Genomic DNA, 11941 nt, shown 5'->3' on the forward strand with positions numbered 1-11941 from the left:
CGTGCCCGGCCGTTCGAGGACGACCCCGGCCTGGTGCGCGAACTGATCGCCGGCGGCTGCGAGCAGGCGCGCGAGGTGGCGCGCGAGACGCTGGATGTGGTGCGCCAGGCGATGGGGCTGGCTACCGCTGAGCGCCATGACCGCCGGCGCAGAGCCCGCCCAGCAGGAACTGCCGCTGGCGCGGGTGCACGGCGCGCCGCTGACGCGCCTGCCGGAAGACCTCTACATCCCGCCCGATGCGCTCGAGGTGTTCCTGGAAGCGTTCGAGGGGCCGCTCGATCTGCTGCTGTGGCTGATCCGCCGCCAGAACCTCGACATCCTCGACATCCCGGTGGCGGCAGTCGCCGAGCAATACATGGCCTATGTCGAACTCATGCGCGAACTGCGCCTGGAGCTGGCGGCCGATTACCTGGTGATGGCCGCCGTGCTCACCGAAATCAAATCGCGCATGCTGCTGCCGCGCCCGGCGGGCGATGACGAGGAAGACGACCCGCGCGCCGCGCTGGTGCGCCGCCTGCAGGACTACGCGCGCTTTCGCCACGCCAGCGAACTGCTGGACCGGCGCCCGCAGTTCGGGCGCGATGTGCTGCCGCTGGCGGTGGCGCCGCCGGCGCTCGACCGCCCGCCGCCGCAACCCCAAGTCAGCCTCGCCGAGCTGCTGGCGGCCATGACCGAAGTGCTGTCGCGCCGGGCGCTACACGCGCATCACCACGTGCAGCGCGAGCCGCTGTCGGTGCGCGAGCGCATGACGCTGATCCTGCAGCGCCTGAACGGCGAGTTCACGCCGCTGGCTGCGCTGCTCGACGCCGGCGAGGGTCGCGCCGGCGTGGTGGTGAGCTTTCTGGCCATCCTCGAGCTCACGCGCGAGCGCCTGATCGATCTCGCCCAGCACGAGGTCTACGGGCCGATTTACCTTCGCCGGGCCGCCTGATGGAGCTCGAACGCATCATCGAGGCGGCACTGCTGGTAGCCGGCGAACCGCTGGATGTCGAGCGCCTACAGCGCCTGCTGCCGGCCGGACGCACGGCGAGCCGCGCCGAGGTACTGCGCGCCATCGACCGGCTCACGCTCGAATGCGCCGGTCGCGCGCTCGAACTCGCCCACACCGCCGGCGGTTACCGCTACCAGGTGCGCGCCGCCTACGCCGACACGGTCGCTGCCCTGCTGGCCGAGCGGGCGCCGCGCTACTCGCGCGCCGTGCTGGAGACGCTCGCCATCATCGCCTACCGCCAGCCGGTGACGCGCGCCGACATCGAGGACATCCGCGGCGTCGGCGTCGGCAGCGGCATCATCAAGACCCTGCTCGAGCGCGGCTGGGTGCGCGTGCTGGGGCACCGCGAGGTGCCCGGCCGGCCGGCCGTGTTCGGCACCACCAAGGCTTTTTTGGACCATTTCGGTCTGCGCAGCCTCGGTGAACTGCCGGCGCTGGCGGACCTGGCCAACCCGGACGACGAGCCGACCGGCGACCTGCAACTTTCCATGCTTGCACCGACTGACGACCATGCCCACTGAGCGCAAACCCATCGCCGGCGAACGGCTGCACAAAGTGCTGGCGGCGCTGGGCCTCGGCTCGCGCCGGCAGATCGAGGACTGGATCCGCGCCGGCCGCGTGCTGGTCAACGGCGCGCCCGCCGTCATCGGCCAGAGCGTCGGCCCGGCCGACCGCATCGCCGTCGACGGCCAGCCGATCAGCCGCCTCACGCCGCCCAAGCCGCGCCTGCTGCTCTACCACAAGCCCGAAGGCGAGGTGTGCACCCGCCACGACCCCGAGGGCCGCCCGACCGTGTTCGACCGCCTGCCGCCGCTGCCTTCCGGGCGCTGGATCAGCGTCGGCCGGCTCGACATCAACAGCTCCGGCCTGCTGCTGCTCACCACCGATGGCGCGCTGGCCAACCGGCTGATGCACCCGTCCGGGCACCTCGAGCGCGAATACGCCGTGCGCGTCAGCGGCGAGGTGGACGCGGCCATGCTCGAGCGCCTGACGCGCGGCGTCGAACTCGAGGACGGTCCGGCGCGGTTTCTGAGCATCACCCCGGCCGGCGGCGAGGGCCGCAACCGCTGGTACACGGTGGTGGTCGACGAGGGCCGCAACCGCCTGGTGCGCCGCCTGTGGGCCTCGCAGGGCATCGTCGTCAGCCGTCTGCTGCGGGTCCGATTCGGCCCCATCCTGCTGCCGCGCGCACTCGCCCGCGGCCGCTTTCGCGACGCCACGGCGGCCGAGCTGGCCCGCCTCGCCCCGCCGCCGGCGTGCCCCCAGCGGCGGCCATCTGCAGGCGGCTTGAAACCGCCCCGCCGGCGCGGGTAACATAACCCTCTTCAGGAAACGCTGAAAAATTCCCTCCCTGGAATTTTTCGGCTCGCCGCCGCGCGGTACACGCCCGCGCGGCGCTCCCTGAATGAATGGCTTTGGCCATTCATTCAGGGCGGGGCATCCGGCCCCGGACGGGAAACGCTGAATAAATCAGCGTTTCCTCAATTTCAAACCGCCGGGATCAACCCGGCGTTTTTTCAGGTCAGGACACAGCATCGATGGCACGGTATACCGGTCCCCGGCTCAGAGTAGTGCGGCGTTTCCAGCAGCAGCTGCCCGGTCTCACGCGCAAGACCGACGGCGTGCGCAGCAACCCGCCCGGCCAGCACGGCGCCCGCCGCGGCCGCGCCAGCGACTACCGTCTGCGCCTCGACGAGAAACAAAAGCTCGTCTACAACTACGGCTTGGGTGAGCGCCAGCTGCGCAACTACTTCAAGACCGCCGCGCGCCGCAAGGGCGACACCGGCAAGAACCTGCTGGCGCTGCTCGAGTCGCGTTTGGACAACGTGGTGTTCCGGCTGGGCTTCGCGCCGACCATCCCGGCCGCCCGGCAGATCGTCAAGCACGGCCATATCACCGTGAACGGGCGCCGCGTGGACGTGCCGAGCTACCCGCTGCGTCCGGGCGATGTGATCGGCGTGTGCGAGGGCAGCCGCCAGCATCCGGTGATCCTGGAGACGCTGCAGTCGCCGTCGCTGAGCCTGCCGGATTACCTGGATCTGGACGCCGGCAAGCTGACCGGCACCTTCCGGCACCTGCCCGAGCGCACCGACATCCCGCTCGAAGTGCAGGAAAACTTCGTCGTCGAGTACTACTCGCGCGTCAGCTGACCCAGGGCGCGGTACCTACCGCGCCAAAACCGGCCGTGCTCCACGCTCCTCACGGCCGGCACCGCATCCCGGAGAGGTGTCCGAGTGGTTGAAGGAGCACGCCTGGAAAGTGTGTATACGTCAAAAGCGTATCGAGGGTTCGAATCCCTCCCTCTCCGCCATTTCCGTCGTTTCGATGGCGGGCCTGCCAGTCTCCCCGCGGTGATAGCTCGTGAACCCCGCCAGGCCCGGAAGGGAGCAACGGTAGCGCGCGATTCAGGCGCCGGGGTCCGGCTGGCAGGTTCCGCCGCCCTTCGTCAGCCATTGAGAAACGCCATCCGTGGCGTTTCTCAATCTCGCTGCGGCGCAGTACATGCCCGCGCTGCGCGCCGTCGCCCAAGGGCTTCGGCCCTCGGGCTACGCCAGGGCATCCTGCCCAGGACGGCAAGCACTGACCGCGTTCAGTGCCTGCCTCGTCGGCCATGAGCTACCAGGCCCTGGCCCGCAAGTGGCGCCCGCGCCGCTTCGCCGACATGGTCGGTCAGGAGCACGTGCGCCGGGCGCTGGGCAACGCGCTGGCCGGCGACCGCCTGCACCACGCCTACCTGTTCACCGGCACGCGCGGCGTCGGCAAGACCACCGTGGCGCGGCTGTTCGCCAAGGCGCTGAACTGCGAGCGTGGCGTCAGCGCCGAGCCGTGCGGCGAGTGCGGCGCCTGCACCGCCATCGACGCCGGGCGCTTCATGGACCTGATCGAGGTCGACGCTGCCTCGCGCACCGGCGTGGACGACACCCGCGAGCTGCTGGAGAACGTCCAGTACGCGCCGACCCAGGGCCGCTACAAGGTGTACCTCATCGACGAGGTGCACATGTTCTCCAAGAGCAGCTTCAACGCGCTGCTGAAAACGCTCGAAGAGCCGCCGCCGCACGTCAAGTTCCTGCTGGCGACCACCGACCCGCAGAAGATTCCGGCCACCATCCTGTCGCGCTGCCTGCAGTTCAACCTGCGCGCGCTGACGCCGGAGCAGGTCGCGGGCCAGCTCACGCGCGTGCTTGAGGCCGAGCACATCGCGCCCGATGCGGCGGCGGTGGAGCTGCTCGCCCGCACCGCCGCCGGCAGCATGCGCGATGCGCTGAGCCTGCTCGATCAGGCGCTGGCGCACGGCGGCGGGCAGTTACAGGCCGATGCCGTGCGCGCCATGCTCGGCACGCTCGACCGCAGTCACGCGCCGCGTTTGCTGCAAGCACTCGCCGACGGCGACGGTGCGGCGCTGCTGGCGGCGCTCGCCGAGGCAAACGCGCAGGCGGCCGACCCCGGCGCCGTGCTCGACGAGCTGCTGCGCCTGCTGCACCAGATCGCGCTGTGTCAGGCGGTGCCGGGCGCCACGCTGGCGGCCGACGCCGACCCCGCCGCGGTGCAGGCGCTCGCCGCCCGCCTGCCGGCCGAGGACGTGCAGCTCTACTACCAGATGGCATTGCTCGGCCGGCGCGATCTGCCGCTCGCGCCTGATCCGGCCAGCGGGCTCGAAATGCTGCTGCTGCGCCTGCTGGTGTTTCGCCCGGCAGGTGGCATGGATGAGGCCGCGTCTGCACCGCGCCGCGCACCTGCCGAGCAGGCCGCTGCGCAACCACAGCGGTCTGCCGAACCCGCGCGGCCGGCTGCTGCCGCCGCCCCTTCCGCCAACGACGCGCCCGCCGTCCGTTCATCGGCCCGGCGCGAGGATGATTGGAGCGCCATCGTGTCGCGGCTCGGGCTGCGCGGCGCGGCGCAGCAGCTCGCCCAGCACTGCGTGCTGCGGCACCGGCAGGACGAGCATTTCGAGCTGGCGGTCGACGCCCGCAGCCGCAGCCTGCTGACGGCCACCACGCGCCAGGCACTCACCGATGCGCTGTCAAACCTGATCGGTCGGCCGGCGCGGGTCGATTTTGGCGTCGACACCGACGCCGCCGACACGCCGGCGCAGCAACTCGCCCGCGCCGAGGCCGAGCGCGCCGCGCGCGCCCGCGCCGCCCTGGAAGACGACCCGGTGGTGCGCGGACTCATGCACACGCTCGACGCGCGCCTGCTCGACGGCACCGCCAGCACCGACTGAAGCGCCGCTTCACAAGCGCCGATCGATTCGGCGCGTCCCGGCCAGCACTGGCTGCCACAGCCTGAATCGACGGCGTACGCCATTGATTCATATAGCGCAGCGCCGGCAGGCACCGCCCTGCGGCAAGCCGGCATCGTCGGTACACTGGCCCGATCACAGTCCAACGAGGAACGCTCATGAAAGGCAACATGAACCAGCTCCTGCAGCAGGCCCAGCGCATGCAGGAAGCGATGCAGAAGGCCCAGCAGGCGCTGGCCGGCATCGAGGTCAGCGGCGCCGCCGGCGGCGGCCTGGTCACCGTCACCATGACCTGCAACCACCAGGTGCGGCGCGTCAGCATCGACCCCAACCTGGTCGGCGACGACCGCGACATGCTCGAGGACCTGGTCGCCGCCGCCATGAACGACGCGCTGCGCAAAGTCGAGCAGGCCACGCAGGAGCACATGGGCGGCGCACTCGGCGGCTTCAAGCTGCCGGGCATGAACCTGCCGTTGTGAGCATGGCGCAAGGTCTGATCGACGCGCTGACGCAGGCCCTGCAGCGCCTGCCGGGCGTCGGCCCCAAATCGGCGCGGCGCATGGCGTTTCACCTGCTGGTGCGCGACCGCGACGGCGGCCGGCGGCTGGGGCAACTGCTGCTGGACGCCATGGAACGGGTCGGTCGCTGCACGCAGTGCCGCAACCTGACGGAACTCGACGTGTGCGCGCTGTGCAGCTCGTCGCAGCGCGACCGCAGCCTGCTGTGCGTGGTCGAGAGCCCGGCCGACGTGCAGGCCATCGAGCAGGCGAGCGGCTTTCAGGGTCTCTACTATGTGCTGCACGGCCACCTGTCGCCGCTCGACGGCATCGGCCCCGAGGAGCTGGAGCTCGACCGGCTCGAGGCGCGTCTGGACGCCGGCGAGGTGCGCGAGCTGATCCTGGCCACCAATCCCACCGTGGAGGGCGAGGCCACCGCCCACTACATTGCCGAACTGGCCCGCGCCCGCGGCATCCGTAGCACGCGCATCGCCCACGGCGTGCCGCTGGGCGGCGATCTCGAATTCGTCGACGGCGGCACGCTGCGCCAGGCGCTGCTCGGCCGGCGCGACTACGGTAGCTGACCCCCCGCCGCCCGGCCTGGCATCCCAAGACCGCGTGCTATAGTCCGCGCCCCGCCTTTTCTGCCCGCGCCAGCACCTCGTGCCGGGCGGCGCACGCCATGGATACCCGATGCCCGCAGCCAAAGCCGGCCCGCTGATCTGGATCGACCTCGAGATGACGGGCCTCAACACCGCCTGGGACGCCATCATCGAGATTGCCACGGTGGTCACCGACGCGGACCTGAACGTCATCGCCGAGGGCCCGGTGCTGGCCATCCACCAGCCGGAGGAAATGCTGGCCGGCATGGACGAATGGAACACCCGCCAGCACACCAAAAGCGGCCTGGTCGAGCGCGTGCGCAGCTCCACCGTCACGGTCGCCGAAGCCGAGCGCCAGACGGTGGACTTTCTGCGCCGGCACGTCGGGCGCAACCAGTCGCCGATGTGCGGCAACAGCATCTGCCAGGACCGCCGCTTCCTGGCGCGCCTGATGCCGGAGCTGGAAGCCTACTTCCACTACCGCAATCTCGACGTCAGCACGCTGAAAGAACTGGCCATGCGCTGGGCACCCGACGTGGCGGCGACCTTCAAAAAACGCGCCACCCACCTCGCGCTCGACGACATCCACGACTCGATTCGCGAACTGCGCCACTACCGCGAGCATTTGTTCAAAATTTAACAGGCCGTTGAAAACCCTTTTTTCAACGGCCTGTTAAGGCAAGCCAGGGATGGCTTGCCCCCACATCAAGCGCGTCAAGCGCTTGATGTGGGGGACGCTCGTTGCGGACATGTGCCGCGACGAGCCGAGTCGAAAAAGGGCAGGAAGCCCTTTTTCAACGGCTTGTTAAAGAAACGCTGAAAAAATTCCGCGGATGGAATTTTTCAGCGTATTCCGAGGGGATTTTCAGCCAGCGCCCGGGCACTGCGGGCACCACGCCTCAAGCGCGCGCGTCGTGCCAGAGCTTGTAGGTGATGGCGTCCGACAGCGCCTGCCAGGACGCCTCGATGACGTTGGTGGAGGCGCCGACGGTGGTCCAGCGCCGCCGGCTCTGGTCGCTGCATTCCAGCATCACGCGCGTGACGGCGCCGGTGCCGGCGCCCGACTCCAGGATGCGCACCTTGTAGTCGGTCAGCTTGAGCCCGGCGAGGCTGGGATAGGCTGTCGCCAGCGCCTGGCGCAGCGCCAGATCGAGCGCGTTGACCGGCCCGTTGCCCTCGGCCACGGTCATGTGCATCTGCCCGCCGACGCGCACCTTCATGGTCGCCTCGGACAGCGTCACCAGGCGCCCGTCCACCCAGCGCCGCTCGTCGATGACGCGAAAGCTGTCGAGCTCGAAGTACGTCGGCAGGCCCTGCAGCAACCCGCGCGCCAGCAGCTCGAAGCTGGCCTCGGCGCCGTCGTAGGTGTAGCCGTCGAGCTCGCGCGCCTTGACCTGCTCCACCAGTTGCCCGACGCGCGGGTCGTCGGCCGCCAGCGGCAGGCCCACCTCGTCCAGCAGCGCCAGCACGTTGGCGCGGCCGGCCTGGTCGGAAACCAGGATCTTTCGGTGGTTGCCCACCCGCTCCGGCGGCACGTGCTCGTAGCTGCGTGGGTCCTTCTCCACCGCCGACACGTGCAGGCCGCCCTTGTGGGCGAAGGCGTTCTCGCCCACGTACGGCGCGTGGCGGTTCGGCGGGCGGTTCAGGCGCTCGTCCACGAAGCGCGAGGCGTGCGTCAGGTGCGCGAGATCGTCGTCGCTCAAGGCCGTCTGGTAGCCGAGCTTCAGCATCAGCGTCGGCAGCAGCGAGACGAGGTTGGCGTTGCCGCAGCGCTCGCCAAGACCGTTCAGCGTGCCTTGCACCTGGCGCACGCCGGCGCGCACCGCCGCCAGACTGTTGGCGACGGCGTTCTCGGTGTCGTTGTGGCAATGGATGCCGAGCCGCTCGCCGGGGATGCGCTTTGCGACCTCGGCGACGATGGCCTCGACCTCGTGCGGCAGCGTGCCGCCGTTGGTGTCGCACAGCACGATCCAGCGCGCGCCACCGCGTGCGGCGGCTTCAAGACACGCCAGCGCATAGGCCGGGTTGGCCTTGTAGCCGTCGAAGAAATGCTCGGCGTCGAACAGCGCCTCGCGCCCGGCCGCCACGCAGGCCGCCAGACTGTCCTCGATCATGGCGAGGTTCTCGTCGAGCGTGGTGCGCAGCGCCACGGTGACGTGAAAATCCCAGGTCTTGCCGACCAGACAGATGGCCGGCGCGCCGCTGGCAAGCAGGCGCTGCAACCCGGGATCATCCGCCGGTGTGCGGCCCGGGCGGCGCGTCATGCCGAACGCCACCAGGCGCGCGCGCTTGAACGTGGGCGCGGCGGCGAATACCGCATCGTCGGTCGGGTTCGCACCCGGCCAGCCGGCCTCGATGTAATCGACGCCGAGGTGGTCCAGCTCGTGCGCGATCGCCAGCTTGTCGCCGACCGAAAAATCGACGCCCTGCGTCTGCTGGCCATCGCGCAGCGTGCTGTCGTAAATAAAGATGCGCGGCGCGGACACGGTTGCCTACCTCGGTGCGGCGAAACGCGCCATTTTACGCGCCGCCGCCCGCCCCTCCCAGCCGGTTCAGGCCGGCGTGAGCCCGGCCATGTCCAGCATCAGCCACTTGCTGCCGGCGCCGGCGAACTTCACCTGCACGCGCGTGCGCGGGCCCTGGCCCTCGAAATCGGTGATCACACCCTCGCCGAACTTGCCGTGCCGCACGCGCTGGCCGACTTCGAGCCCGCCCGCACCCTCGGCCGCCTTGGGCGGCGTGCCCCAGGCGCTTTCACGCCGCGGTGGCGCGGCCGGGCGGGCGAAATCGTTGCCGCGGCCAGCATTGCGCTCGCTGCGCCAGTCGCGATTGCCGTAGCCGCCACCGCCAAAACCGCCCCCACTGTAGGCCCCACGCCCGGCACCGCCCGCCGGGCGGGCGCCGACCGGACGGTCCACGGTGCCGCGCAGGCGCACTTCCGTGAGGTGCTCGGCCGGGATTTCCTCGATGAAGCGCGACGCCATGGCCGGGCGCGTCTCGCCATGGATGCGCCGGCTCTCGGCGTAGGTGATGAACAGCCGCTCGCGGGCGCGGGTGATGCCGACGTAAGCCAGACGGCGTTCTTCTTCCAGCCGCGCCGGCTCCTCGACGGAGCGCTGACTCGGGAACAGGCCCTCCTCCACGCCGACCAAAAACACCTGGCGGAATTCGAGGCCCTTGGCCGAGTGCAGCGTCATCAGCTGCACACAGTCGGCGCCGGCCTCGCCCTGGGCGTCGCCGGCTTCGAGCGCGGCGTGGCTCAGGAACGCCGTGAGAGGATCGAGCTCCGCGTCCTCGTTCACGAACAGGCTCGCCGCGTTGACGAGCTCGTCGAGGTTCTCCACCCGGCCCTCGCCGCGGCCGTCCGGGTCCTTGGCGTAGTGCGCCTTCAGACCGCTGGCCTCGACGGCGCAGGTCACCTGATCCATCAGCGGCTGGCCATTGCCGGCCGCGCGCAGCTCGCCGATCAGTTTGGCAAAGCCGCCGAGCGCGCTGGCCGCCCGGCCGGGCAGGCCACCGCCTTCCAGCAGCCGCGTCAGCACCGCCCACAGCGACAGGCCGCTGGCGCGCGCCTCCTCGCGCAGGGTCTCCAGCGTCTTGTCGCCGATGCCGCGCGGCGGCTGGTTCACCACCCGCTCGAAGGCCGTGTCGTCGTTCGGGTTGGCCACCAGGCGCAGGTACGCCAGCGCGTCGCGAATCTCCGCCCGGTCGAAAAAGCGCTGCCCGCCGTACACGCGGTAACGGATGCGCCGCGCCATGAGCTGTTCCTCGAACGCCCGCGACTGCGCATTCGAGCGGTACAGGATGGCGACCTCGCCGCGCGGGTTGCCGGCCGCGGCCCAGGCCTCGATCTGCTCGACCACGAAACGGGCCTCGTCCTGCTCGTTGTAGGCGGCGTACAGGCGAATCGGCTCGCCGCTGCCGGCATCCGACCACAAGTTCTTGCCGAGGCGCTCGCGGTTGTTGGCGATCAGCGCGTTGGCGGCGGAAAGAATGGTGCCGGTCGAGCGGTAGTTCTGTTCGAGGCGGATTACCTTCACGTCCGGGAACTGGCGCTCGAACTCGCGCATGTTCTCGACCCTGGCGCCACGCCAGCCGTAGATGGACTGGTCATCGTCGCCGACCGCGAACAGGCTGGTGTCGGGTCCGGCGAGATTGCGCAGCCAGGCGTACTGCAGCGTGTTGGTGTCCTGGAACTCGTCGACCAGGATGTGCCGAAAACGCCGCCGGTAGTGGTCGCGCAGCGCCGGCTGCTGCACCCACAGCTCGTTGCTGCGCAGCAGCAGCTCGCCAAAATCGACCATGCCGCCGCGCTCGCAGGCCGCCTCGTAGCGGCGGTACAGCTCGGCCAGGCGCTCGCGGTCGGCAAAGCCCTGCGTGTCGATGTGGCGCGCGCGCTGGCCCTCGTCCTTGCGGGCGTTGATGAAGGCCGCCACCGCGGCGGGCTTGGTGGTGTCGTCGCCGAGCTCGCGCAGCAGGCGCTTGATGAGGCGCTGCTGGTCGTCCGAATCGAGAATCTGGAACGTCTCCGGCAGCCCGGCCTCGCGCCAGTGGGCGCGCAGCAGACGGTGCGCGATGCCGTGGAAGGTGCCCACCCACAGCCCGCGCGGGGACATGTGCAGCAGCTCGCCGATGCGCTCGCGCATCTCGGCCGCCGCCTTGTTGGTGAAGGTCACGGCCAGGATCTCCTGCGGCGCGGCGCGCTCGACCTCGATCAACCACGCAATGCGGTGCGTCAGCACGCGCGTCTTGCCGCTGCCGGCGCCAGCCACCACCAGCGCCGTCTGGCCGGGCGCGGTCACGGCCTCGCGCTGCGGCGGGTTCAGGCGTTCGATCTGGCGTTCTAGGCTCATGCTCATCAGGCGCTTTGGACGATGGCTCGGGGTGGCGGTTCACCACCCGCGTGGGGCGGGCATTCTATCCAAGCAGTCGCCGATGGCTGAGGTGCAGGCGCGCCAAGCGAGACTCACTCCACCACCTTGATCAGCTGCCCCGGCTTGGGCTCACCGGCCGGGTAGGCACCGTTGAGCAATCGCAGCTGGGCCTCGGCGTCGCCCGGCAGGCGCGAGCTGCCGGCGAGTTTGGCGTAGCTGTCACCGGCCACGGCCGTGCGCAGGCGCAGGCGCAGCGGCTCGGCCAGCGGCTTTTCGTCTTCGCGCAGCGGGTGGAAAGACAGCGCGGTCTGGCGCATGGCCGCGTCCACCGCCGCCGGGTCGGCGCCTTCCAACGCCACACTGGCCAACACGTAGGCCTGATTGCGGTGAAAAATGACGCTGACGCGCCCGGGCCGACCCTGAATTTTGAGCGGTGCCGTGTAGCCGGGCAGGCCGGCCGGGCTGATCTCCTCGCCAGCCGGATTGCGAATGCCCAGGCGGCGGATCATGAACTCGCGCGGCGTCTCGCGCTGGTTCAGATCCTGGCTGGTCAGCTGCGCCTGCGCCTTGCCGCCGGGGCCGATGGCCAGCAAGCGGTCGGATCGGTTGTCGAGCCGCCAGCCGGCGGGGAATTCGAGCGCGAAGTCGAGCTCGCGGTGGTAGAAGCGGTTGCCGCGGCGGATGCCCTGTGCGGCGCTGTCGCCGTAGACCAGGCCATCGATGTGCTTGAGATACAC

General features: G+C 70.2%; 9 protein-coding genes, 1 tRNA gene, 1 other RNA gene and 3 pseudogenes. 11 read left to right on the top strand and 3 right to left on the bottom strand.

Annotated elements, in window-relative coordinates:
• From PHC73_RS13935 to orn, 11 genes and pseudogenes are all read left to right on the top strand, one after another.
• Window positions 1-120: pseudogene (locus tag PHC73_RS13935) on the top strand (tryptophan--tRNA ligase); the annotation flags it as partial.
• 16 nt (window positions 121-136) lie between these two features.
• Window positions 137-931 (top strand): ScpA family protein, encoded by a 795-nt coding sequence (locus PHC73_RS06230; RefSeq protein ID WP_300125777.1) that lies wholly within the window; start codon window positions 137-139, stop codon window positions 929-931.
• Window positions 931-1512 (top strand): SMC-Scp complex subunit ScpB, encoded by a 582-nt coding sequence (gene scpB / locus PHC73_RS06235; RefSeq protein ID WP_300125780.1) that lies wholly within the window; start codon window positions 931-933, stop codon window positions 1510-1512. Before PHC73_RS06230 ends, scpB begins: the two co-directional genes overlap by 1 nt.
• Window positions 1502-2236, top strand: a pseudogene (gene rluB / locus PHC73_RS06240) (23S rRNA pseudouridine(2605) synthase RluB); the annotation flags it as partial. The gene scpB and the pseudogene rluB, both read left to right, overlap by 11 nt.
• Before the next feature lie 293 nt (window positions 2237-2529).
• Window positions 2530-3141, top strand: a complete 612-nt coding sequence (rpsD, locus tag PHC73_RS06245; RefSeq protein ID WP_300125784.1) for a 30S ribosomal protein S4 — start codon at window positions 2530-2532, stop codon at window positions 3139-3141.
• 70 nt (window positions 3142-3211) lie between these two features.
• A tRNA-Ser gene (locus PHC73_RS06250) sits at window positions 3212-3302 on the top strand.
• 24 nt (window positions 3303-3326) lie between these two features.
• Window positions 3327-3423: signal recognition particle sRNA small type (gene ffs / locus PHC73_RS06255), an RNA gene on the top strand.
• 179 nt (window positions 3424-3602) lie between these two features.
• A complete protein-coding gene (dnaX, locus tag PHC73_RS06260; RefSeq protein ID WP_300125786.1) occupies window positions 3603-5213 on the top strand; it encodes a DNA polymerase III subunit gamma/tau in 1611 nt (536 codons plus the stop codon).
• Window positions 5214-5389: 176 nt separating this feature from the next.
• Complete coding sequence (locus PHC73_RS06265; protein WP_300125788.1) at window positions 5390-5710, top strand: YbaB/EbfC family nucleoid-associated protein; 321 nt, start codon at window positions 5390-5392, stop codon at window positions 5708-5710.
• A 2-nt stretch (window positions 5711-5712) separates the two neighbouring features.
• Window positions 5713-6312 carry a recombination mediator RecR gene (gene recR / locus PHC73_RS06270; protein WP_300125790.1) on the top strand — a complete coding sequence of 200 codons (600 nt, stop codon included), beginning with the start codon at window positions 5713-5715 and terminating at the stop codon, window positions 6310-6312.
• A gap of 109 nt (window positions 6313-6421) precedes the next feature.
• A complete protein-coding gene (orn, locus tag PHC73_RS06275; RefSeq protein ID WP_300125792.1) occupies window positions 6422-6970 on the top strand; it encodes an oligoribonuclease in 549 nt (182 codons plus the stop codon).
• A 259-nt stretch (window positions 6971-7229) separates the two neighbouring features.
• Here orn and cimA read toward each other — a convergent pair whose 3' ends face one another.
• From cimA to PHC73_RS06290, 3 genes and pseudogenes are all read right to left on the bottom strand, one after another.
• Window positions 7230-8816: a citramalate synthase gene (gene cimA, locus PHC73_RS06280; protein WP_300125794.1), complete on the bottom strand. Its 1587-nt coding sequence runs from the start codon at window positions 8814-8816 to the stop codon at window positions 7230-7232.
• A gap of 66 nt (window positions 8817-8882) precedes the next feature.
• Window positions 8883-11189 carry a DNA helicase II gene (gene uvrD, locus PHC73_RS06285; RefSeq protein ID WP_300125796.1) on the bottom strand — a complete coding sequence of 769 codons (2307 nt, stop codon included), beginning with the start codon at window positions 11187-11189 and terminating at the stop codon, window positions 8883-8885.
• A gap of 107 nt (window positions 11190-11296) precedes the next feature.
• Window positions 11297-11941 (bottom strand): annotated as a pseudogene (locus tag PHC73_RS06290) (hypothetical protein); the annotation flags it as partial.

This window comes from Immundisolibacter sp., from assembly GCF_028696615.1.
Lineage (GTDB): Bacteria > Pseudomonadota > Gammaproteobacteria > Immundisolibacterales > Immundisolibacteraceae > Immundisolibacter.